The organism is Sphingomonas sp. PAMC 26621, from assembly GCF_000251145.1.
Lineage (GTDB): Bacteria > Pseudomonadota > Alphaproteobacteria > Sphingomonadales > Sphingomonadaceae > Sphingomonas.
In genome coordinates this window covers 45,289-66,258 of sequence record NZ_AIDW01000019.1, presented here as the reverse complement: position 1 = coordinate 66,258, position 20,970 = coordinate 45,289, and the positions used below count along the sequence as shown (strand labels likewise).

Genomic DNA, 20,970 nt, shown 5'->3' with positions numbered 1-20,970 from the left:
TCGGCGCGTGACAGAAGGTGGGGGGCCGAACATGTTGTTCGGACGGAAAAAGCGGCGAATCTGCAAGCTTCTGCTCGTTGAGGACGAGCCGTTGGTCGCATTCGATACCGAACATTTCCTGCGCGACGCGGAATATGAGATCGTCGCGACGGTGGATCGCGTCGCCGATGCGATCGCGGTGATCGACAACGAGCTCGAGATCGATCTGGTGCTGGTCGATATCAGCCTGGCGGACGGTAATGGCGTCGACGTTGCGCGGGCCGCGAAGGCGAAGGGGATCGCGGTCCTGTTCGTCACCGGTCAATGCCCGCAGGGTGGTCGCGCGGTGGCCAATGGTTGCCTCGCCAAACCCTATGCGCAACGCGACCTGCTGGCCGCGATCTCGGCACTCGAGGCGGTGCTCGACGGCAAGATTCCCAGGCGGATGCCAAATGGGCTGAGCCTGTTCACGAACGTCGACTGAGCGCGACGATCGGTCCCGCTGGCCCGCTGCGCCCTTTCGCTTCGCAGTTTAGCCGTTAGGGTCGCTTGCCTTGGCAAGCGATTGTGGTGAAGTGGGTGTGGCGGTGGGGGCAAGAGACGAATGGATGGCGTGAGCGGGCGTGCCGCGAGCTGGTCGGATGGCATCCGCCCCTATTTCGAAAAGGCCCCGCTGGCGGCGCTGGCACTGGGGATTTCCTCGGGCTTCCCGTTCGCGATGATCGGCGCGACGCTCACGACGCGGCTCGCGCAGGACGGCATTACCAAGTCGACCGTCACCGCGTTCAGCCTCGCGTTCCTGGTCTATAATCTCAAATGGCTGTGGGCGTGGATCGTCGATGGCGTGCGGTTGCCGCTGATCGGTGCGCTCGGCCAACGCGTGTCGTGGTTGATCGTGGCGGGGCTGCTGGTGATCGCGGCGGTCGTCAATCTCGCGCTGGTCGACCCGAAGGCGGATATCTTCGCGACCGCGATCGCGGCGATTCTGGTCGGTGCGGCGGGCGCGACGTTCGACATCGTGATCGATGCGTACCGGATCGAACTGCTCGAGCCGCGCCAGTTGGGCATTGGCTCTGGGATGTCGCAATATGGCTGGCGGCTCGGGTCGGCCGGCGCTGGCGCGGTCGCGCTCGTCATCGCGGCGCGGTTCGGCTGGGCGAACGGCTATCTCGCGTGCGCGGCGTTCGCCTTGCCCGCGATGCTCGCCGGGCTGATCTGTGGCGAACCCGCCAGTCGCCGTGCGCCCGAACAGCGCCGGGCCGGGCTGGCGAGCCTCGGCAGTTCGATTCTCGGGCCGTTCCTCCAGTTCTTCCAGCGGCGCGGCGCGGTGCTCGTCCTGCTGTTCATCCTGATCCACAAGATCGGCGACACGCTGGCGAACCTGACCTTCCGGCTGTTGTTCGATTCGCTCCATTTCACCAATGACGAGATCGCCTTCTACGACGTCTGGGTCGGGTTCCTCGCGTTCATGGTCGGGATCTTCGTTGGCGGCATCCTGTACACGCGGCTCGGTCTCAAGCGGTCGGTGCTGGTGTCGCTGGTGCTGATGATGCTCTCCAACCTCAGTTTCGCTGCGCTGGCCGCGGCGGGGCATTCCAACCTCGGCATGGGCAGCGCGATCGGGTTCGAGAATTTCTCGAGCGGGATCGGCGGCGTGACCGTGATCGCCTATTTCTCCGCGCTGACGAACGCGCGCTTCACCGCCGCGCAATATGCGCTGATTTCAGCGGCGGCGAGCATCGTCGGGCGCGCGGTGACCGGGACGACCGCGGGGGGGCTGATCGATTCGATGGGCTATGTGAACTTCTATCTGCTCACGACCGTGGTGGCGTTTCCGGGAGTGGTTCTGTTCTGGTGGATGAGCCGGACCGGGCTGATCGACGCGTCGATCGGCGCGACCGAGAATGGCGTGGCGGACTGAGGCGACAGGCAGGGCGCAGGAGCGCACCGCCTGCATCATTCGGCGATGATCGGACGTCCCGCGTCGGCAAACGCCTGCGCCACCACGGTGATGCTCGCAAGCACGCCGTCCGGCTGCCGCACCCCGATCAGGTCGCCGAGCAACAGCCGTGCGCTGCCCGGCGACGTTTCCGCGCGTGAGAGGATCGTCAGCACCGCGTGTTCTGCGTGCGTCATCCGGCGGCAGCAGCACGGCGCAATCGCAATCGCGCACGTCGCGCTGCCTGCAAGATCCGCCATCATCGCGCGCAACAGGGTCAACGGACGCCGGAAGTCAGTGCCGAAACCTTTGATCATCGTTTGGGCTGCGTGCGCATCGCCAAGCCCGTGCGCGCCCATCCGGCGAAAGGCGAAGAGCAGCAATTGTGCATTGGGATCCTCCGGCAGCAGGTGCGGGAGGGCTGCCGGGAGGGTGGCGGCAGACGGGCGATATGCGGTCATGGGGGATGCTCCGTGGGGTGGGGGCATCCTCCTTCAGTCGCTATTGCAAGTCAATCGCAATAATATCGGTCAGTCGGGCAACTCGCCGTTCGCCAGGAGCACTTCGCCCGCAAGGTAGAGGGAGCCGAGGACGAGGACGATGGGAGGCTCGGCCTGATCCGCGATTTCGGCGATATCGCGCAGCGCGCTGGCGACGTCTGGCGCGGTATGGGTCGCAAGCCCGAGGGCGTGCGCGGTCGCTGCGAGGGCGGCGGGGGTGTGGTGTTCGTGCTGCCCGATCGGCACCGCATGCACCGTCGTCGCAATACCGGCGAACGGCGCGAGCAGTCCCGCGGGATCCTTGTTGGCGAGCATCCCGAGCACGAGATGGACCTCGCTCCGCCCGACGCCCGGGTTGGAGATGTCGCGCAGCGTCGCCGCGATCGCGCCGGCGGCGGCGGGATTGTGCCCGCCGTCGAGCCACAATTGGCTGCCGGGCGGAAGCAGGTCGACCAGCGGCCCCGGATGGAGGCGCTGCATCCGCGCGGGCCAGCGTGTGTCGCGCGCGGCGGCGGCATAGGCGTCGGTCGGGATCGTCAGCACGGTCTGGTGGCGGAGGATCGCAATGGCGAGCGCGAGATTGCCCGGCTGATGCGGTCCCGCCATTGCGGGCAGCGGGGTTTCGACTGTCCCGCCAGCATCCTCGTAGCGGAGCATCGCGGCGTCGGTTTCCATGTGCCAGGCCGTGCCGAGCGGAAGGACATGCGCGCCCGCCTGCATCGCCACCGCGGCGACGCGCGCGGCGCTGTCGGGTTCATAGGCCATCGTGACGAGCGCGACGCCGGGCTTGGCGATCCCGGCCTTTTCGCCGGCGATCCCTTCGGCCGTATCGCCGAGGAAGCTCTGGTGATCGATCCCGAGCTGCGCGATTCCCGTGACGAGCGGGTGCGCGATGACGTTGGTCGCATCGAGCCGCCCGCCGAGCCCGACCTCGATCACGCATGCATCCGCGGGGGTGCGCGCAAAGGCGAGGAACGCCGCGGCGGTGGTGACCTCGAAGAAACTCGCGCCGATGTCGCCGCCCGCGTCGAGCACTTCCTCGAGCAGCGCGGCGAGCAGGGTGTCGTCGATAAGACGCCCGGCGATGCGGATGCGTTCGTTGAAACGGACGAGATGCGGGCTGGTATAGGCGTGGACGGTGTATCCCGCCGCCTCGAGCGCGGCGCGCAGGAACGCGCAGGTCGATCCCTTGCCGTTGGTGCCCGCGACATGGAACACCGGGGGCAATCGGTCTTGCGGGTTGCCGAGCCGGTCGAGCAGGAGCGTGATTCGCTCGAGGCCAAGGATGTCGGCACCGGGGGACAGCTTCCACAGCCGGTCGAGCTGCGCCTGAACGGCGACGTCTTTTGAGACCGCATGGTCCATCTTCTTCTCCCTCTCCCCTCCGGGGAGAGGGTCGGGGAGAGGGGCGGTCCAGCACGCCACCCCAACCGTACTGCCCCTCTCCCTCGCGTCGCTTCGCCTCGCTTGCCCTCTCCCCGGAGGGGAGAGGGAGATCCGTCACGCCGCCGCGCGCTTGCTGCAGAGATAATCGATCAGGCTCGCCAGCGTCGTGCGCAGGTCGCGGCGGTGCTTCACCATGTCGATCATCCCGTGCTCGAGCAGATATTCCGCGCGCTGGAACCCGTCGGGCAATTTCTCGCGGATCGTCTGCTCGATCACGCGCTGGCCCGCGAAGCCGATCAGTGCGCCCGGCTCGGCGATCTGCACGTCGCCGAGCATCGCATAGCTGGCGGTGACGCCGCCCGTGGTCGGATCGGTCAGCACGACGATGTACGGTAGCCCGGCATCGTGGAGCATCTGGATCGCGACGGTCGCGCGCGGCATCTGCATCAGCGACAGGATGCCCTCCTGCATCCGCGCGCCGCCCGCTGCGGTGAAGATGATGTACGGGCAATTGTCCTCGATCGCGGTCTCCACCCCGCGAACGAACGCCTCGCCGACCGCAAGACCCATCGACCCGCCCATGAACGCGAAGTCCTGCACGCCGATGACCGCGCGACGCCCCTCGATCGTCCCGCGCGCGGTGATCAGCGCATCGCCCTCGGACGTCGCGGCGCGCGCGGCCTTGATCCGGTCGACGTAGCGCTTGGTATCGCGGAACTTCAACGGGTCGTCGGGGACCTTGGGCAGCGGTACGATCTTGTAGGAGCCCGCATCGAAGACATATTGGAACCGGAGGATCGGCCCGATCCGCTCGTGATGATCGCAATGCGGACAGACGTAGAGATTGTCCTCGAGTTCCTTCACGAACACCATCTGCCCGCAGCCCTTGCACTTGTGCCAGAGCGTGTCGGGCGTCTCCTTCTTGATCGGAACGACGAGCGAGAGCGCGTTGCGGACGCTGGTGAGCCAGGTCATGCGGGAACTCCTTCGCGGGCGGCATGGACTGCCGTCGACAGGGACTGGATATAGGCGCGCACCGCGTCCGGCGCAGCCGCGCCATGCTGCGCGACCAGCTCGACGATCGCCGAGCCGACCACGACGCCGTCCGCGACCTTTGCGATGGCTGCCGCCTGATCGGGGGTGCGGACGCCGAAGCCGACTGCGATCGGCAGGTCGGTCGACGCCTTCAGACGCGCGACCGCGGATTCGATCGACGCCTGCGCTGCCTGTTGCAGACCGGTGATCCCGGCGACCGAGACGTAATAGACGAACCCGCTCGCGCCATCGAGCACGGTGGGCAGGCGGGCGGCGTCGGTCGTTGGCGTGGCGAGGCGGATCGGGTCGATCCCGGCGGCGCGGAGGGCAGGGCCGAGTTCGGCATCTTCCTCAGGCGGGATGTCGACGCAGATGATGCCATCGACGCCCGCATCCTGCGCGGCGGCGGCGAACCAGTCCCCCCCGCGGATCGTCATCGGGTTGGCATAGCCCATCAGGACCAGCGGCGTATCCGGGTGCCGCGCCCGGAACGCCTTGGCGATGCCGAGGATGTCCGCGGTGCGCGTGCCCGCGAGCAGGCTGCGGATGTTCGCCGCCTGGATCGCGGGGCCGTCCGCCATCGGGTCGGTGAACGGCATGCCGAGCTCGATCACGTCCGCGCCGCCCTCGACGATCGCATCGAGGATCGCGCCGGTCGCGGCAGGGCTGGGGTCACCCGCGGTAACGAAGGCGACGAGCGCGGGGTGGCCCTTGCTGAAGGCAGCGGAGAGGCGGCTCATCTCCCCGACCTCCAGTTGCCGAAGAGGTTGCTCGCGGCACCCGCAATCGCGCCGATCTTCGCAGAATCGAGCGCGCGCGGGACGTGCAGCGTCCAGCGTTGCAGATCAAGGCCGAACGCGCTGACCTCGCGCACGATCAGCGCGACGACCGCGCCGACCATCGCGGCGGTCACGACATCGGAAATACCGCCCCCGCGCGCGCTCATATTGCTACCCCGAGCGCTTCGGCGACGGTGAAGATGTCCTTGTCGCCACGCCCGCACAGATTGGCGAGGATGATCTGGTCGCGGTCCATCTCGCGCGCGCGCTTGGCGACAGCGGCGATCGCATGGGCCGGTTCGAGCGCGGGGATGATGCCCTCGGTCCGGCACAGCAACTGGAACGCATCGAGCGCCTCGGTATCGGTGATCGACGTATATTCGACCCGTCCGATCTCGTGCAGCCACGAATGCTCGGGCCCGATCCCAGGATAGTCGAGTCCGGCCGAGATCGAATGCGCCTCGGTGATCTGGCCGTCCTCGTCCTGCAGCAGATAGGTCTTGTTGCCGTGGAGGATCCCCGGTGCGCCGCCTGCGAGGCTGGCGGCGTGCTCCTTGTCGAGCCCGCGCCCTGCCGCTTCCACGCCAAGCATCTCGACGCTGGCATCATCGAGGAACGGATGGAACAGCCCGATCGCGTTCGACCCGCCGCCGATTGCCGCGACGAGCAGGTCGGGCAGGCGGTTGATTCGCGACAGCATCTGCGCGCGCGCCTCGGTGCCGATCACGCTCTGGAAGTCGCGGACCATTTCCGGATAGGGATGCGGGCCAGCGGCGGTGCCGATGATGTAGAAGGTGTCGTGGACGTTCGCGACCCAGTCGCGCATCCCCTCGTTCATCGCATCCTTGAGCGAATGCGATCCGCTCGTCACCGGGCGCACTTCCGCGCCAAGCAGCTTCATGCGGAACACGTTGGGAGCCTGACGCGCGATGTCCTTGGCGCCCATGTAGATCACGCACGGCAGCCCGAAGCGCGCGCAGACCGTCGCGGTGGCGACGCCGTGCTGGCCGGCGCCGGTCTCGGCGATGATCCGGGTCTTGCCCATCCGCATCGCGAGCAGGATCTGCCCGATGCAATTGTTGATCTTGTGCGCGCCGGTGTGATTCAGCTCGTCGCGCTTGAACCAGATTTGCGCGCCTTTGCCCTCGGGCGCGGACTCGCGGAACGCCTCGGTCAGGCGCTCGGCATAATAAAGCGGGCTGGGGCGGCCGACATAATGTTCGAGCAGATCGTCGAACTGCGCCTGGAACGCCGGGTCGGCCTTGGCCGCGCGATACGCCTGGTCGAGCTCGAGCACGAGCGGCATCAGCGTCTCGGCGACATAGCGGCCGCCGAACTGGCCGAAATGCCCGTTGTCGTCGGGTTGCTGGCGCAGGCTGTTGGCCTGTCCGGCGGGCGGGGTGGTGAGGGAAACTGTCATCGGCTGAGCGTTTAGCAGGATGCGGGCCGGTTCCAAGGGGGTTTGCCTGGATCGTCGTCGGCCGCTGGTTAGGAAGAATGACTCACGCAAAGCCGCAAAGCCGCAAAGCGGTCTGCATCAATGCCGCGCCGGGTCACTCATCAGAACGCCATTCCCCCGGGCACTTCTTCTTCTCTTCGTGGCTTTGCGTTTTTGTGCGGTCAAATCTTCGATAGAAAAGAGGATCGCGCACAAAGCCACAAAGGCACGAAGGCCGTTTTGTTAAAGACCGGCGGTGCTTGAGCCCGCTCGGGCCGGCGTGAGGCGCGCCTCGGTGGCCTGGATTCGCGCGGCCTGTGCGGCCTGCCGCAGCGTTGCCGCGCTTCTTCTCTTCGTGGCTTTGCGTCTTTGTGCGATCAAATCTTCCTTAGAAAAGAAGATCACGCACAAAGCCACAAAGGCACGAAGACCGTTTTGTTGACGACCTCGTGGTGCTTGAGTCCGCTCAGGCCGGCGTGAGGCGCGCCTGGATGGTCTGGATCCGTGCCGCCTGCGAGTCGAGCATGGCCTGTGCGGTCTGGCGCAGCGTTGCGATCGCCGGATAGTCCGGCTTGCCGCTCGCGGCGCGCGTCAGCGCAAGCTCGTCGAGATCGGTGATCGCCGACGAGGTCGTCGCGCGCAGCCCGTCGAGTTGCCCCAGCTCGGTCTGCGCCGTGATCCAGCGATCGCTGCCGACCGCATCCCCGTGCGCCGCCCTGGCGAGCCGGTCGGCAGTGTCGGCGGCGGCATCGAAAGTCGTGCCCGCGGTATCGATCGTCTTCTGCAGGTCGACCAGCGTCGCATCGGTCGCCGGGTCGGGCTCGACGATCGTCACGGGCGCGACCGGCTCGGCATCGCTGCGCGATTCGATCGGACGGGGCAGGAGCGACGGGAAGGTCGCTGCCCGCGGTGCCGCGCAGCCGCCCGCCAGAAAGAGCGAAAGGAAGAGAAGATGGCTGGGCGCTGAACGATAGGTCATTTGCGCTTGCTCTATGCCGATGGCCGGGCGGGCGCAACGTGCGACGGCACCGTCGAACTTTGTGACTTTTTTTGGAAAAGCGCTTGCGCCCCCGAAATGTCGCGGCTAACAGCGCCTCTCCAGGCACCCATAGCTCAGCTGGATAGAGCATCAGACTACGAATCTGAGGGTCGGGCGTTCGAATCGCTCTGGGTGCACCATCTATTTCCGCCGCACGGCGGGCAAGGGCCGGAACAGCAATGTTCCGGCCTTTCTTGCGTCTGGACACCGTACGCCCGCGGTTTTGGGGTCGCCGGAGTCGTCGGCTTTACAGCGCGCGATCCCCGCACGCCCGTGTCACCCCGCGTCGCGTTCCACCGAATCCAGAATACGCGCGCCGGCCATGAACACCGCGATCGGGCAGACCGCGAAGAGCAGATATCCGCCGAACCCCGGATATTGCTCGAGGTAATGCGCGCCGCGCTCGACCGCGCCGACCGCGAGCGCGTAGATCACGCCAAAGGCTTCGAACTTGTTCTTGATGACGAACAGGCTGCTGAATTTGGTCCACATACGCCTTTGGTAGCAAGCGCCGGGCCAATGGCGGTTTCGCGCGCTGTCGCGTTACCGGAGATGGTTACCTGTAACTTAACGCGACAGCTTCAGTCGAGCACGCCCTCGAGCGCCAGCACCCGCAGCAACGCCGCGCGCGCGCTGGAAACCGTCTGAACCAACGCCAGATCGGGAGACGTGCCGACGATCTGATCCGGGACGATCGTTTCCGGCCAGTGCTCGGACACGACCGCCGCGATCGAATCGAGCTTCGCCGCGTCGACCAGGAACCGCGGATCGATCGTCTTCGGATCGGCGACCACCCGCAACCGCAGGCACGCCGGACCCCCGCCGTTCGCCATCGACTGTCGCACGTCGACGGTCTCGACCCGGCGGATCGGCCCGTTCCCGGCGAGCATCGTCTCCAGCCATGCCGCCACGCGCGGATGCCCGGCGGCTTCGACTGGAACGATCAACGTCATGACGCCATCGGGTGGCGTGACCAGTTGCGCGTTGAACAGATAGGAGGAAACCGCGTCCGCCAGCGATACGGCGTCGGCGGGTACCTCGACGATCTCGACCCACGGTGCCGCCTGCCGGATCTCGGCGTAAGCGGCGTTGCGATCGGCGAGCGCATGTTCGTGGACGAACAGCACCTGTTCGTTCGCGACCGCGACGACATCATTGTGGAACGCCCCCGCCGCAATCGCATCCGGCGACTGCGCGAGGAACAGCGTTCGCGCGGGGTCGAGCTCATGCGCACGCGCGACCGCCGCGCTTGCCACGCGCGACTGGCGTGCGGGAAAGGCCCCGCCCGACTTGCCGTAGACGAACAGTTCGACCCCGGGCTCACCGTGGCTTCGCGCAAGCCGCATGTGGTTCGCCGCCCCCTCGTCGCCGAACGGCGCGGGGATCGGCGCGTGATGCGCGAAATGCGCCGGGTCGGCAAAGGCGATCGCAAGCTGCCGCGCTGTCTCGTGCGCCTCATGGCTGCGGTGTGGCATCGTCAGCAGGTTCGCGGGCGTGAAGTGGCAGCGCCCGTCGGCGGTGTCGGTGCCGGGCGAGACCGTCGCCGCATTCGCCGCCCACATCGCCGAGGCGGACATTGCCTGTGCGCGCAGCAATGGCGGCGCGCTGGCATAATCGGTCGACAGCGACGCGAGCCAGCGCCGGTTGGGCCGGTCGTGCGGGAGCAGGATCCCCTGCGTCAGCCCAAGCGCGAGATTGGCGCGCATCTTGGCGATCCCCTCAAGCGCGGCATGGCGCGGCCAGGACGTCGTCCCGGCATTCTGCGTCGCGGCGAGGTTGCCCGGGCTGAGGCCTGCGAAATTATGGCTCGGCCCGACGATTCCGTCGAAGTTGATTTCGATTGGCATCACACCCTCGGGACATGGCAGATGGTGGCATCCTCGATGATCTCGAGCGCGCGCGCGACGGTCGGGGAGATCACCACCCCGCCGGTGCACGCGCGCACGTCGCCATAGACGCAGCGGAAGTCGGCCAGCCGTCCGCTCGCGATCAGCGCCTGGTCGCCGCCGTCGAAATCGGTCGCGACCACGGTGGAGGTCTGGACGTCGCGGATCGTGCGGACCGCGTCGGTCTTGGCGATCATCGTCGGGCCTCCATCGAAGATGTCGACGTAATTCTCATACGCAAACCCTTCGTTTTCCAGCATTCTCATCGCGGCCCGGCCCGACGGGTGCGGCAGGCCGATCACCGCGCGCGCGGTTTCGGGGAGCATCGCGGTGTAGATCGGGTGTTTGGGGAACAGGTCGGCGATGAACTGGTGGCCCTGCACCGCATTGAACTGGTCGGCGTCCTGGAAATTCATCCCGAAGAAGCGGCCCGCGAGCCCGTCCCAGAATGGCGAGCCGCCCGCTTCGTCGATGATCCCGCGGAGTTCCGCCAGAACGCGGTCGGCAAAGCGCGCGCGATGCTTGGCGATGAACAGATAGCGGCTGCGCGCGAGCAACAGCCCCAGCCCGCCCGCGCGTTCGCCCGGATGGAGGAACAGCCCGCCGACTTCGCTGCACCCTTCGAGATCGGTCGTCAGCCCGAGCATGTCGGCGCGGAACGTCCGGCCGAGTTCCTTCGAATGCTGCGTCAGCGTGCCCAGCCGATAGCTGTAGAACGGGTAGCTCTGTCCGACATGCGTGAAGATCTGGCAGGTGCCGCGGACCTCGCCGGTCTCGGTGTTCTCCAATACCAGCACGAACAGATCGTCCGCCTTGGTATCGTCGTCGCGCGCGAAGGCGGCGGCGCTGCGTTCGAGTTTTGCGGTCAGCGCGGTCCGGTCAGGCGGAAGATTGGTGAAGCCGCCGCCGGTCAGCTTCGCCATTTCGTATAGCGGCTTGAGGTCGGAGTCGCGCGCGGCGCGGATACGGTAGGTCACAACTGGCCCTTTTCGGCGATACGCAAGATGGCGAGCGCGGACAGCGCCGCACGCTCGGGGAGGGACTCGACGATCAGATATTCGTCCGGGGAATGGATCGCGCCGCCGCGTGCGCCCATCGTGTCGACCACGGGGATGCCACAGGCGGCGATGGTGTTGCCGTCGCACACCCCGCCGGTCGCGCGCCAGCCGATGGCGAGGCCGAGATCCGCGCCGCACGTTTTCACCAGCTCGAACAGGCGAGCCGCGCCCGCGTCAATCGGCTTGGGCGGGCGGTTGAAGCTGCCGTGGAGCGCGATGGTGACGTCATGATGCGCCGCCACTTCCGCGATCGTGGCGTTGAGCAACGCCTGCGCGCGCGCGATCGCGGCGTGATCCGCGGGGCGGAAGTTGATGCGGAGGACGGCGTGGTCGGGAACGACGTTGTTCGGGCCGCCACCCTCGATGCGCGCCGGATTGACCGCGAGCCCATCCCCGCGCGCCGCGTGGAGGCGGACCGCGAGATCGGCGGCGGCGACGATCGCGTTGCGGCCATCCTCCGGGTTGCGCCCGGCGTGCGCGCTGCGCCCGGTGACGACGATCGAGAAGTTGCCGGTGCCCCCGCGTGCGCCCGCGAGCGTGCCGTCGGGGAGCGCGGGTTCGTAGGTGAGCGCGGCGATCTTGCCCTGCGCCATCCGGCGGATCAGCGCAGAGGAGGAGAAGGAGCCGGTTTCCTCGTCGGAATTGATGACGACGTCATAGCCGATCCGCGCCGCGAGCGAGCTCGTCTCTACTGCGACCAGCGCGGCGAGCATTACCGCAAGGCCACCCTTCATGTCTGCGACGCCGGGGCCGTTGAGCGTCCCGTCGTCGCGCATCGTCAGCGTCTGGAACGCGTGGTCGACCGGATAGACGGTGTCCATATGGCCGGTCAGCAGCAGTTGCACGGGCGCTTCCGGGCGAACGCTCAGATGCAGATGGCGACCATGATTCAGGATCGCGACACTTCCGTCAGAGCCTACACTCTCGGCCGTATCCCCTTCAATCAAAACGACTTTCCCTGGAAGCGCACCGAATGCCGCACCCAGCATGTCCGCAACCTCGGACAATCCGGCAAGATTGCGTGTTCCCGAATTGACCGCCGACCATTGCTCGACCTGCCGCAGCATCGGCTGCGCGCGCGCGACCGCGATCGCTGCGCTTTCGTGTTCGTTTAATCCCCTCATCGAAGCAGCCTAGCTTGGGTTTGCGATCGGCTCCAGTCCGTTGCGACGGAAACGATTTACCACCTCAGCCGAGATGGTCTGCAAACACGGCGAGGACCTCGCGGTAGAGCGGCGCCTTGAACGGGACGATGATCTCAGGAAGGGTCGCGGGGTCGACCCACGCCCATTCCTTGAACTCCTCATGTTCGGTAGCAATGTCGATATCGCTGTCCAGGCCCTTGAACCGATACAGAAACCACCGCTGCCGCTGGCCGCGCCACTTGCCCTTCCAGACACGTCCGACGAGGTCTTCGGGCAGATCGTAGAACAGTTCCTGCGGAGATACGGCAATCAGATCGACCTTGTCGGGCGTGATCCCAGTCTCCTCGCGCAACTCGCGCAAAGCAGCGGTTTCGGCATCCTCGCCGTCGTCGATCCCGCCCTGCGGCATCTGCCACGCCTCGACCTTGGTATCGATCCGCTGGCCAACGAAGACCTTCCCTTCGGCGTTCAGGATCATCAGCCCGGCACAGGGACGATAGGGCAGCGTCGTCGGATCGGTCATGCCGCTGCCTGTGCCATCACGCGCTGCGCCTCAGCCTCGGCGATCAGCGCCTTGGCCGCAACGAGCGCCCCGGCGACGTCGCCCGCCGACGACGGGATCGCCTTGCGCAGCGTGACGAAGCCGTGGATGTTGCCGACGGCTTCGCGGAACACGACCGCGACGCCAGCTTCCGCCAGCGCGGCGGCATAGGCCCGGCCCTGATCGCGGATCGGATCGAGGCTTGCGGTGACCACGACGGCGGGGGGCATCCCGGCCAGGCCACCCAAAAGCGGCGAGGCGCGGACATGCTCGGCCTCGGCCTGATAGGCGACGTTGAACCATTCCATCGTCGCGCGGGTGAGCAAATAGCCCTCGGCGAACTGGTCGTAGGATGGGTACGGCTTGCTCGTATCGGTCGCGGGGTAGAAGGGCAAATGCGCGATCACGGGCACCGCCGCAGGCTCGTCCCGCAACGCTGCGGTGACGACGATCGCGAGGTTGCCCCCCGCGCTGTCGCCGCACGGCACCAGCGCAGTGACGCCGCGCCCCAGTTCGGCCGGTCCGCTTGCCGCCCAGCGCGCCGCTGCCTCGCAATCGTCGGGCGCGGCGGGCCAGGGCTGTTCGGGCGCGAGCCGGTAATCCACCGCGAGCACGGGAAGATCGAGCGCGCGCGAAATCTCGGCGCAGAAGCTCGCATGTGTGTCGAGGTCGCCGATCACGAACCCGCCCCCGTGATAGAACAGCACGAGCGGCCCGGGTACGCGGTCCGCCTGCACGTCGAACAGCCGCGCGGGGATCGTGCCCGCCGGACCCGGAATCGCAATATCCCTGATCAACCCGAGCTCGCCGACCGGCGGATCGGCGATGTCCTTCATCGCTGCATAGGCAGCGCGCGCGACGGGGGGCTCCATCTCGTGCGTGCGGGGGCCGGGGAGGTTGTTTAGGAATGCGAGGAAGCCCGCGACGTCCGCGCGAACATAGGGGGTAGGGGTCTCGGGCGGGGTGCTGCTGTCGGTCATGCGGCGCTCTCCATTGGTCTCTGCCAGTCTCGCACCTACCTAGGCAGGATGATCGCGGTCGTCCATCACCCCGCCTATGTCGCTTCGGGACAGGCGAACAACCCCCGCCAGCTCAGCAAGAATGCGGCGATCCGCAATCGTCTCGAGGCGGAAGGGGCAGGGGTCGCGTGGCATGTGCCGGACGCAATGCCGCTCCATTGGCTCGAAGCGGTGCATGACGCCGATTATGTAGCAGAGGTGCTCGAGGCACGTGTCCCCCGCGAGAAGGAGCGACGCATCGGTTTCGCGGTGACCGAGTCGGTCGCGGCGCGCGCGGCGGTGGTGCCCGGCGGCACATGGCTTGCCGGCAAGATGGCGCTGGAGCGGGGGTTCGCTGCCAATACCGCAGGCGGCAGCCATCACGCGCTGGCGGCGACGGGGGCGGGCTATTGCGTCTTCAACGATCTCGCGATCGCGGCGGTTCGGCTTGCGGAGGAAGACGGCCTGCGCGTGCTGGTGGTCGATTGCGACGTCCATCAGGGCGACGGCACCGCCGCGCTGACCGCCGGCTATCCCCAGATCGCGACCTATTCGATCCATGCCGAAAAGAATTTCCCGGTTCGCAAGGCGCGCTCGACGCTCGATGTCGGCCTGCCCGATGCAACCGGCGACGCGGACTATCTCGCGACGCTCGAGTCGACGCTGGGGCCGATGCTCGACGAGGTTCGACCGCAGATCATTCTCTACCAGGCCGGGATCGACCCGCTCGCGAACGACCGGCTCGGGCGGCTCGCACTGACCGACGAAGGACTGGTCGCGCGCGAGAATCTCGTCGCGCGCCTGGCGATCGATCGGGGCATTCCGCTGGCGAGTACGGTCGGTGGCGGCTATGGCGCAGACACGGTCGCGCTTGCCGAACGGCATGTGCGGGCGATCCTGACGCTCGGCGCGGCCTTCGCTGCTGCCGGGTGACCGGAAAGCAGCGGTTGCACCGCCCCTTATTGAAACTACCTTGGCCCTGCGCCGTTCGAGGCATAAGGGCATGACAACGATTACCCGTAGGACAAGACGCTGATGGCGACCGCCGCGCACGAAGTTACCCCCCAAGAAGCCTCCGCCCACCCCACCGCAGAGTCCGTCGTCGTCCGGTTCGCCGGCGACTCGGGCGATGGCATGCAGCTCACCGGGGGGCAGTTCACGCTGTCGACCGCGCTGTCGGGCAACGATCTGGCGACCTTCCCGGATTTCCCCGCCGAGATCCGCGCGCCGCAAGGCACGCTGTTCGGCGTGTCCGCGTTCCAGATCAACTTCGGCTCGACCGCGATCGAAACCGCGGGCGATGCACCCGACGTGCTGATCGCGATGAACCCGGCGGCACTCAAGGTGAACGCGCCCGCGCTCAAGGCTGGTGGCCTGATCATCGCGGACGAAGGCGAGTTCGGCGAACGCAACCTCGCCAAGGCGAAATACGCCGCCAACCCGCTGACCGACGGCAGCCTCGCCAAGTGGCAGCTGCTCAGCTTCAACATCTCGCAGCTGACGCTCGATGCCGTGAAGCCGTTCGGCCTTGGCAACAAGGAAGCGCTGCGCTGCAAGAATATGTGGACGCTGGGGCTCGCGCTCTGGATGTTCGACCGTGACCGCGCGCCGATCGTCGACTGGCTCAAGACCAAGTTCGCCAAGGCCCCCGTGCTGGCCGAGGCAAACATCGCTGCTTTGAACGCAGGCCACGCCTACGGCGAGACCGCCGAGCTGGCGGGCCCGATGAAGCAGCATCACATCGGCGTCGCACCGACCGCGCCCGGTCTGTACCGCACCGTCACCGGTGCTGAGTCGATCTCGCTTGGGCTGGTCGCGGGCGTCCAGCTTGCCGATGTTCCGATGTTCTTCGGCGGCTATCCGATCACGCCCGCCTCGGCGATCCTCCACTTCCTGTCGCGCCTCAAGGAATATGGCGTCACCACCTTCCAGGCGGAGGACGAGATCGCGGCGATCGCTTCGGCGATCGGCGCATCCTATGCCGGGCAGCTTGGCGTCACCTCGTCGTCGGGCCCGGGCATCGCGCTCAAGGGCGAGGCGATGGGTCTCGCGATCATGACCGAGCTGCCGCTCGTCATCGTCAATTCACAGCGTGGCGGCCCTTCGACCGGCCTGCCGACCAAGACCGAGCAGTCGGATCTGTATCAGGCGGTCTATGGCCGTAACGGCGATGCGCCGATGCCTGTCCTCGCCGCGCGTTCGCCGTCGGATTGCTTCGACGTCGCGATCGAGGCGGTGCGGATCGCGGTTCAGTACATGACCCCGGTGATGCTGCTGACCGACGGTTACATCGCCAATGCCGCCGAGCCGTGGCTCGTCCCCGACATGTCGACCTATGCGCCGTTCCCGGTCGAGTATCTGGAAGAAGTGCCCGAAGGCGGCTTCCTGCCATATGCGCGCGACGAGAACCTCAAGCGTCCGTGGGTCAAGCCCGGCACGCCCGGCCTGCTCCACCGCATCGGCGGGATCGAGAAGGCGATCGGCACCGGCAACATCGATTATGGTGCCGAAAACCACCAGAAGATGACCGAAATTCGCCGCGATAAGGTCGCGAACATCGCGGTGCCCGACCAGACCGTCGAGCTCGGTGAGACCTCGGGGAAGCTCGCGATCGTCGGCTGGGGTTCGACCTTCGGGCCGATCCACCAGGCGGTCCGCCGTGCACGTGCCAAGGGCCGTGACGTCGCACACATCCACATCCGTCACATTTGGCCGATGCCTGCAAATCTTGGTGATCTGCTGAAGGGTTACGACACGATCGTCGTTCCGGAAATGAACACCGGGCAGCTCAAGACGGTGCTGCGCGACCAGTTCCTGGTCGACGCCAAGCCGCTCAACAAGGTGTCGGGCCAGCCGTTCCTCATCTCGGAGATCGAGGACGCGATTGACGGCCATCTCCCCGCCGAGGGCGAGCTGCTCCCGGCCGACAACCAGCAACTGACCACCGATCAATCCGGCCATGACGACGGCACGCTGCACGGCCATGCCGACGCGCCACCGTCGCTCGACGCCGTTACCGCCCTGTCCGACAAGGGACCTTTCGCATGAACGACATGACCCCCATCGCCAAGACCACGCCGAAGGACTGGGAAACCGATCAGGAAGTCCGCTGGTGCCCGGGCTGCGGCGATTACGCAGTGCTCAAGGCGGTCCAGCGTACGATGCCCGAAATTGGCGCGCGTCCGGAAAACACCGTGTTCGTCAGTGGCATCGGCTGCTCATCGCGTTTCCCGTATTATATGGAAACCTACGGCTTCCACACGATCCACGGTCGTGCGCCGGCGGTGGCAACCGGTGTCAAGCTGGCGAACCCCGATCTCGATGTGTGGATCATCACCGGCGACGGCGATGCGCTGTCGATCGGCGGCAACCACACGATGCACCTGATCCGTCGCAATCTCGATTGCCAGGTCCTGCTGTTCAACAACGAGATCTACGGCCTGACCAAGGGGCAGTACTCCCCGACGTCGCGGGTCGGCACGCGTACGCCGTCGACTCCGTTCGGCTCGGTCGACACCCCCGCCAACCCCTGCGCCTTCGCGCTCGGTGCAGGCGGCCGCTTTATCGCGCGCGCGATCGACATCCACAAGAATCTCGTCGGCGTCCTGAAGGCAGCACATGCGCACAAGGGCACCGGGTTCGTCGAGATCTTCCAGAACTGCATCGTCTACAACGACGACGTCTTCGCGCCCTTCACCGAGAAGAAGAACGCGGGCGCAAACCAGCTCTGGGTTGAGCATGGCAAGCCGCTGCTGTTCGAGGCCGGCACCAAGGGGCTGGCAATGGATATGGAGCGGCTGGTGCTCAAGGTCGTCGACGTGGTCGACGGCGACTGGGCGGCGGCTGGCGTGATCGTGCATGACCAGACCAACCGTGGGCTCGCGCACATGCTGGTCGAGATGCCCTTCGGGACGTTCCCGATGGCGCTTGGCGTGCTGTTTGACGATCCGCGTCCGACGTTCGAGAGTGCTGTCGTGACGCAGAATGCGGAAGCGGCGAAGGGCAAGACGCCCGACCTGCAGAAGCTGCTATCGCAGGGGCAGACTTGGCAGGTGGAGAAGGAACCGCGAGTCGAGTAAGAGGATCTCGCACGAAGCCACAAAGGCACGAAGAAGGGTGATAGATGCGCGGCGCGCTGGAGGATATTGCCCGGATCTCGGTCGACTGTGGCTTCAAGCTGCATCAAGCGCTTGGGCCGGGACTCCTTGAGTCGGTGTATGAAGTCTGTCTTGCGTCCAGCCTGACGGACCGAGGGCTGGCGGTGGAACGGCAGCGGCCGATCCCCATCCGGTTCAACGGGTTGCATTTCGAGGAGGGGTTCCGGGCAGACATTCTCGTCGAAGGAATGTTGTTGATCGAACTGAAATCCACGGAACGATATTCCCCTGTCCACGCTAAGCAGGTTCTAACCTACCTCAGGTTGATGGACCTGCCGCTGGGCCTGCTGATGAATTTCGGAGCACCGACATTCAAGGATGGCGTGAGGCGGCTCATCAACGATTATGTAAGTCCGTATCCATGATCCCCTGCTTCGTGCCTTTGTGGCTTTGTGCGAGTCACCCTTCTGCTTCGCTGGCTGACTCGAAGTGAGCGACACCGTTTCGCTCCTCTGGCTCCGCCGAGACCTCCGCCTGGCCGACCAGCCCGCTCTCCTTGCCGCGATCAACGAAGGCGCGGTGATCCCGGTCTACATCCTCGACGACGACACCCCGAAAAAATATGCTATGGGCGGTGCCTCGCGCTGGTGGCTGCACAACAGCCTCGAAAGCCTCGATGCGGCGTTCCGCGAGAAGGGCTCGCGCCTCATCCTCCGCCGCGGCACATGCGACCAAGTGCTCCGCGAACTCGCCGAGGAAACCGGCGCGACGCAGGTCCATTGCATCCGCCACTTCGAACCCTGGTGGCGCAATGCCGAACGCGCGGTCGCCAAGCACCTCGACCTCGTCTGCCACCATGGCAACTACCTCGCGCCTCCCGGGTCGATCACGACCGGCACCGGCGGCCAGTACAAGATCTACACCCCGTTCTGGCGCGCGCTGAAGCAACACATGCCGCCCCCCGAGCCGATCCACAAACCCGCCAAGATCCCGTCGCCGTCCAATTGGCCAAAGAGCGACAAACTCGCGGACTGGGGCCTGCTACCGAGCAAGCCCGATTGGTCGACAGGCTTCGCAGACGACTGGACCCCGGGCGAGAACGCCGCGCACGACCGCCTCGACGCCTTCAAAAGTCATGCCGCCAAATACGACGAGACCCGCAACCTGCCGTCGGAAGAGGGCAGCTCGCGCCTGTCGCCGCATCTCCACTTCGGCGAGCTCTCGGCGGCGCAGGTGTGGCACGCCGTTGCCGACGTCGGCGGATCGGTCGATGTCTTCCTGAGCGAAATCGGCTGGCGCGACTATGCGCAGAACGTCATCCTGCAATATCCGGAGTATGGCTCGAAGAACGCCCGCGAGAATATGACGCGATGCCGTGGCGCAGCGGCGAGGATGCCGATGCTGACCTCAAGTCGTGGCAGCAGGGCCGCACCGGTTATCCGATCGTCGACGCCGGGATGCGCCAGCTCTGGAAGACCGGCTGGATGCACAACCGCGTCCGCATGATCACCGCGAGCTTCCTGATCAAGCATCTGCTGATCGACTGGCGCGAAGGCGAGCGGTGGTTCTGGGATTGCCTGGTCGATGGCGATTACGGGTCCAACTCGGTCAACTGGCAATGGACCGCGGGCACCGGAATCGATTCGAACATGTTCGTCCGGATCATGGCGCCACTGGTCCAGTCGCCCAAGTTCGACGCGGCCGCGTACATCCGCCACTGGGTGCCCGAGCTCGCCGACGTGAAGGGCGACGCGATCCACGACCCCGAGGAGGCCGGGTGCCGCCCCAAGGCTTATCCGCCCAAGATCATCGGCCACCGCGAGGCGCGCGAGCGCGCGTTGCAGGCGGTGAAACAGGTGCGCTGAGCGGGTTGGCAACCACGCCCCGGAATGCGAGGGGGGCGCGATGTTTGGGGTATTCGTAAAATCGTTCAACGCCGTGCTCGACCGGATCGATTCCGGTCTGGTCGAGGGATCGCTCGCGGCAACCTTGCCGGGCGGGGGCAAGCGGCTGCTCGGCGGGCGGGCGCCCGGACCCGCAGCGGTGGTCGACCTGCGCCGCTGGCGTGCGTTGGTGCGGCTGGTGACCGGGGGCTCGGCGGGCTGGTACGTCGCCTGGTCCAGGGGTGAGTGGACCAGTCCCGACCCGACCGTGCTGTTCGAGCTGTTCATGCGCAACCGGCGCTCTTTGGGTGGGACGGCGCGGTCGGGTGGAATGATCCGCATGCTGCGCGGCTGGCGCAACGGCCTGCGCCGCAACTCGCGCGCGGGGTCCCGGCGCAACATCCATTTCCACTACGATCTGGGTAACGACTTCTACAGCCTGTGGCTTGATCCGAGCATGATGTACTCGGCCGCTTTGTTCGACGAAGCGGCGATGACGACCGAGGACCTGACGGCGGCACAGGCGCGCAAGAACGATGCGATCCTCGATCGGCTGGAGTTGGCGCCCGGGCAGACCGTGCTCGAGATCGGCTGCGGCTGGGGTGGCTTTGCCGAGGCGGCGGCGTGGCGCGGAGTGCGGGTCGAGGCGATCACGCTGTCGAGCGAACAGGAACGCGCGGTCAACGACCGGATCGCGGATGCCGGCCTGTCGGGCGTGACCGTCTCGCGCACCGATTATCGCGACGTCTCCGGCCAGTATGACGGTATCGCCAGCATCGAGATGGTCGAGGCGGTCGGACAGGACTATTGGGGGACGTATCTCGCCGCCATCGCGCGCGCGCTCAAGCCCGGCGGGCGTGCGGCGATCCAGTATATCACGATCGATGACGCGATCTTCGAGGCCTATGCCGCGAACGTCGATTTCATCCAGCGGTTCGTCTTCCCCGGCGGGATGCTGTTGTCGCAAAGCCGCTTCCGCGCACTCGCCGAGACGCATGGGCTCGCGTGGCGCGACAACCGCAGCTTCGGGCTGCACTATGCCGAGACGCTGCGCCGGTGGCGTGTCGCGTTCGACGAAGCAGCGGCTACTGGGCGTCTTCCGGCGAAGTTCGACAGTAAGTTCATCGCCTTGTGGCGCTATTATCTGATGTACTGCGAAGGCGGGTTCCGCGGGCAGGGGATCGACGTCGCGCAGGTCACGCTGGTAAAGGTCTGACGGCTAGCCGGAAGGTGCGCGGAAACGCGACACCCACGCTGCGCCGGGTTT

20 protein-coding genes, 1 tRNA gene and 1 pseudogene are annotated in these 20,970 nt (G+C 66.4%); 9 read left to right on the top strand and 13 right to left on the bottom strand.

The window, feature by feature from the left end; genetic code table 11:
• The first annotated feature begins 31 nt into the window (after nucleotides 1-31).
• Both RI03_RS10225 and RI03_RS10220 read left to right on the top strand, forming a co-directional pair.
• The gene (locus RI03_RS10225) at nucleotides 32-463 is read left to right on the top strand and encodes a response regulator (protein WP_010163940.1); all 432 of its coding nucleotides are present in this window, start codon (nucleotides 32-34) and stop codon (nucleotides 461-463) included.
• A gap of 120 nt (nucleotides 464-583) precedes the next feature.
• Nucleotides 584-1,900, top strand: a complete 1,317-nt coding sequence (locus tag RI03_RS10220; RefSeq protein ID WP_026046625.1) for an AmpG family muropeptide MFS transporter — start codon at nucleotides 584-586, stop codon at nucleotides 1,898-1,900.
• Between the two features lie 35 nt (nucleotides 1,901-1,935).
• On the opposite strand, the gene RI03_RS10215 is transcribed toward RI03_RS10220, so the two are convergent.
• From RI03_RS10215 to RI03_RS10185, 7 genes are all read right to left on the bottom strand, one after another.
• Complete coding sequence (locus RI03_RS10215; RefSeq protein WP_010217134.1) at nucleotides 1,936-2,379, bottom strand: DUF6628 family protein; 444 nt, start codon at nucleotides 2,377-2,379, stop codon at nucleotides 1,936-1,938.
• Nucleotides 2,380-2,448: 69 nt separating this feature from the next.
• A complete protein-coding gene (locus RI03_RS10210) occupies nucleotides 2,449-3,783 on the bottom strand; it encodes a bifunctional folylpolyglutamate synthase/dihydrofolate synthase (RefSeq protein ID WP_010217133.1) in 1,335 nt (444 codons plus the stop codon).
• 135 nt (nucleotides 3,784-3,918) lie between these two features.
• Nucleotides 3,919-4,779, bottom strand: a complete 861-nt coding sequence (gene accD / locus RI03_RS10205; protein WP_010217131.1) for an acetyl-CoA carboxylase, carboxyltransferase subunit beta — start codon at nucleotides 4,777-4,779, stop codon at nucleotides 3,919-3,921.
• Nucleotides 4,776-5,579, bottom strand: coding sequence for a tryptophan synthase subunit alpha (trpA, locus tag RI03_RS10200; protein ID WP_010217128.1), 804 nt, complete (start codon nucleotides 5,577-5,579; stop codon nucleotides 4,776-4,778). The genes accD and trpA overlap by 4 nt, the downstream gene beginning before the upstream one ends.
• Nucleotides 5,576-5,785: a hypothetical protein gene (locus RI03_RS10195; protein ID WP_010217126.1), complete on the bottom strand. Its 210-nt coding sequence runs from the start codon at nucleotides 5,783-5,785 to the stop codon at nucleotides 5,576-5,578. The genes trpA and RI03_RS10195 overlap by 4 nt, the downstream gene beginning before the upstream one ends.
• Nucleotides 5,782-7,038: a tryptophan synthase subunit beta gene (trpB, locus tag RI03_RS10190; RefSeq protein ID WP_010217123.1), complete on the bottom strand. Its 1,257-nt coding sequence runs from the start codon at nucleotides 7,036-7,038 to the stop codon at nucleotides 5,782-5,784. Before trpB ends, RI03_RS10195 begins: the two co-directional genes overlap by 4 nt.
• 484 nt (nucleotides 7,039-7,522) lie before the next feature.
• Nucleotides 7,523-8,035, bottom strand: a complete 513-nt coding sequence (locus RI03_RS10185) for a hypothetical protein (RefSeq protein WP_010217120.1) — start codon at nucleotides 8,033-8,035, stop codon at nucleotides 7,523-7,525.
• 123 nt (nucleotides 8,036-8,158) lie between these two features.
• Here RI03_RS10185 and RI03_RS10180 point away from each other — a divergent pair.
• Nucleotides 8,159-8,235: transfer RNA gene (locus tag RI03_RS10180), tRNA-Arg, on the top strand.
• A 136-nt stretch (nucleotides 8,236-8,371) separates the two neighbouring features.
• Here the strand turns inward: RI03_RS10180 and RI03_RS10175 are convergent.
• The 6 genes from RI03_RS10175 to RI03_RS10150 form a co-directional block, all read right to left on the bottom strand.
• Nucleotides 8,372-8,587: a hypothetical protein gene (locus RI03_RS10175; protein ID WP_010163930.1), complete on the bottom strand. Its 216-nt coding sequence runs from the start codon at nucleotides 8,585-8,587 to the stop codon at nucleotides 8,372-8,374.
• A gap of 89 nt (nucleotides 8,588-8,676) precedes the next feature.
• Nucleotides 8,677-9,942: an N-succinylarginine dihydrolase gene (locus RI03_RS10170; RefSeq protein ID WP_010217117.1), complete on the bottom strand. Its 1,266-nt coding sequence runs from the start codon at nucleotides 9,940-9,942 to the stop codon at nucleotides 8,677-8,679.
• Nucleotides 9,942-10,958, bottom strand: coding sequence for an arginine N-succinyltransferase (locus tag RI03_RS10165; RefSeq protein ID WP_010163928.1), 1,017 nt, complete (start codon nucleotides 10,956-10,958; stop codon nucleotides 9,942-9,944). Before RI03_RS10165 ends, RI03_RS10170 begins: the two co-directional genes overlap by 1 nt.
• The gene (locus RI03_RS10160; RefSeq protein ID WP_010217113.1) at nucleotides 10,955-12,163 is read right to left on the bottom strand and encodes a hydrolase; all 1,209 of its coding nucleotides are present in this window, start codon (nucleotides 12,161-12,163) and stop codon (nucleotides 10,955-10,957) included. Before RI03_RS10160 ends, RI03_RS10165 begins: the two co-directional genes overlap by 4 nt.
• Before the next feature lie 64 nt (nucleotides 12,164-12,227).
• Nucleotides 12,228-12,707, bottom strand: a complete 480-nt coding sequence (locus RI03_RS10155; RefSeq protein WP_010163922.1) for an RNA pyrophosphohydrolase — start codon at nucleotides 12,705-12,707, stop codon at nucleotides 12,228-12,230.
• Nucleotides 12,704-13,705 (bottom strand): alpha/beta hydrolase, encoded by a 1,002-nt coding sequence (locus RI03_RS10150; RefSeq protein ID WP_010217108.1) that lies wholly within the window; start codon nucleotides 13,703-13,705, stop codon nucleotides 12,704-12,706. Before RI03_RS10150 ends, RI03_RS10155 begins: the two co-directional genes overlap by 4 nt.
• Before the next feature lie 48 nt (nucleotides 13,706-13,753).
• On the opposite strand from RI03_RS10150, the gene RI03_RS10145 reads away from it, so the two are divergent.
• The 6 genes and pseudogenes from RI03_RS10145 to RI03_RS10120 all read left to right on the top strand — a co-directional run bounded on the left by RI03_RS10145 (nucleotide 13,754) and on the right by RI03_RS10120 (nucleotide 20,919).
• Nucleotides 13,754-14,656 (top strand): histone deacetylase family protein, encoded by a 903-nt coding sequence (locus RI03_RS10145; RefSeq protein WP_010217107.1) that lies wholly within the window; start codon nucleotides 13,754-13,756, stop codon nucleotides 14,654-14,656.
• 102 nt (nucleotides 14,657-14,758) lie between these two features.
• Nucleotides 14,759-16,771, top strand: coding sequence for a 2-oxoacid:acceptor oxidoreductase subunit alpha (locus RI03_RS10140; RefSeq protein WP_010217104.1), 2,013 nt, complete (start codon nucleotides 14,759-14,761; stop codon nucleotides 16,769-16,771).
• Complete coding sequence (locus tag RI03_RS10135) at nucleotides 16,768-17,802, top strand: 2-oxoacid:ferredoxin oxidoreductase subunit beta (protein WP_010217102.1); 1,035 nt, start codon at nucleotides 16,768-16,770, stop codon at nucleotides 17,800-17,802. The genes RI03_RS10140 and RI03_RS10135 overlap by 4 nt, the downstream gene beginning before the upstream one ends.
• Nucleotides 17,803-17,846: 44 nt before the next feature.
• On the top strand, nucleotides 17,847-18,245 hold the full coding sequence (locus RI03_RS10130) for a GxxExxY protein (protein ID WP_010217101.1): 399 nt from the start codon (nucleotides 17,847-17,849) through the stop codon (nucleotides 18,243-18,245).
• A gap of 64 nt (nucleotides 18,246-18,309) precedes the next feature.
• Nucleotides 18,310-19,685, top strand: a pseudogene (locus RI03_RS10125) (cryptochrome/photolyase family protein).
• A 40-nt stretch (nucleotides 19,686-19,725) separates the two neighbouring features.
• The gene (locus RI03_RS10120) at nucleotides 19,726-20,919 is read left to right on the top strand and encodes an SAM-dependent methyltransferase (RefSeq protein WP_010217099.1); all 1,194 of its coding nucleotides are present in this window, start codon (nucleotides 19,726-19,728) and stop codon (nucleotides 20,917-20,919) included.
• Nucleotides 20,920-20,970: the final 51 nt, after the last annotated feature.

Coding starts and splice junctions, on each gene's coding strand:
- RI03_RS10225 (WP_010163940.1), top strand. CDS start 32: ATGTTGTTCGGACGGAAAAAGCGGCGAATCTGCAAGCTTCTGCTCGTT.
- RI03_RS10220 (WP_026046625.1), top strand. CDS start 584: ATGGATGGCGTGAGCGGGCGTGCCGCGAGCTGGTCGGATGGCATCCGC.
- RI03_RS10215 (WP_010217134.1), bottom strand. CDS start 2,379: ATGACCGCATATCGCCCGTCTGCCGCCACCCTCCCGGCAGCCCTCCCG.
- RI03_RS10210 (WP_010217133.1), bottom strand. CDS start 3,783: ATGGACCATGCGGTCTCAAAAGACGTCGCCGTTCAGGCGCAGCTCGAC.
- accD (WP_010217131.1), bottom strand. CDS start 4,779: ATGACCTGGCTCACCAGCGTCCGCAACGCGCTCTCGCTCGTCGTTCCG.
- trpA (WP_010217128.1), bottom strand. CDS start 5,579: ATGAGCCGCCTCTCCGCTGCCTTCAGCAAGGGCCACCCCGCGCTCGTC.
- RI03_RS10195 (WP_010217126.1), bottom strand. CDS start 5,785: ATGAGCGCGCGCGGGGGCGGTATTTCCGATGTCGTGACCGCCGCGATG.
- trpB (WP_010217123.1), bottom strand. CDS start 7,038: ATGACAGTTTCCCTCACCACCCCGCCCGCCGGACAGGCCAACAGCCTG.
- RI03_RS10185 (WP_010217120.1), bottom strand. CDS start 8,035: ATGACCTATCGTTCAGCGCCCAGCCATCTTCTCTTCCTTTCGCTCTTT.
- RI03_RS10175 (WP_010163930.1), bottom strand. CDS start 8,587: ATGTGGACCAAATTCAGCAGCCTGTTCGTCATCAAGAACAAGTTCGAA.
- RI03_RS10170 (WP_010217117.1), bottom strand. CDS start 9,942: ATGCCAATCGAAATCAACTTCGACGGAATCGTCGGGCCGAGCCATAAT.
- RI03_RS10160 (WP_010217113.1), bottom strand. CDS start 12,163: ATGAGGGGATTAAACGAACACGAAAGCGCAGCGATCGCGGTCGCGCGC.
- RI03_RS10155 (WP_010163922.1), bottom strand. CDS start 12,707: ATGACCGATCCGACGACGCTGCCCTATCGTCCCTGTGCCGGGCTGATG.
- RI03_RS10150 (WP_010217108.1), bottom strand. CDS start 13,705: ATGACCGACAGCAGCACCCCGCCCGAGACCCCTACCCCCTATGTTCGC.
- RI03_RS10145 (WP_010217107.1), top strand. CDS start 13,754: ATGATCGCGGTCGTCCATCACCCCGCCTATGTCGCTTCGGGACAGGCG.
- RI03_RS10140 (WP_010217104.1), top strand. CDS start 14,759: ATGGCGACCGCCGCGCACGAAGTTACCCCCCAAGAAGCCTCCGCCCAC.
- RI03_RS10135 (WP_010217102.1), top strand. CDS start 16,768: ATGAACGACATGACCCCCATCGCCAAGACCACGCCGAAGGACTGGGAA.
- RI03_RS10130 (WP_010217101.1), top strand. CDS start 17,847: ATGCGCGGCGCGCTGGAGGATATTGCCCGGATCTCGGTCGACTGTGGC.
- RI03_RS10120 (WP_010217099.1), top strand. CDS start 19,726: ATGTTTGGGGTATTCGTAAAATCGTTCAACGCCGTGCTCGACCGGATC.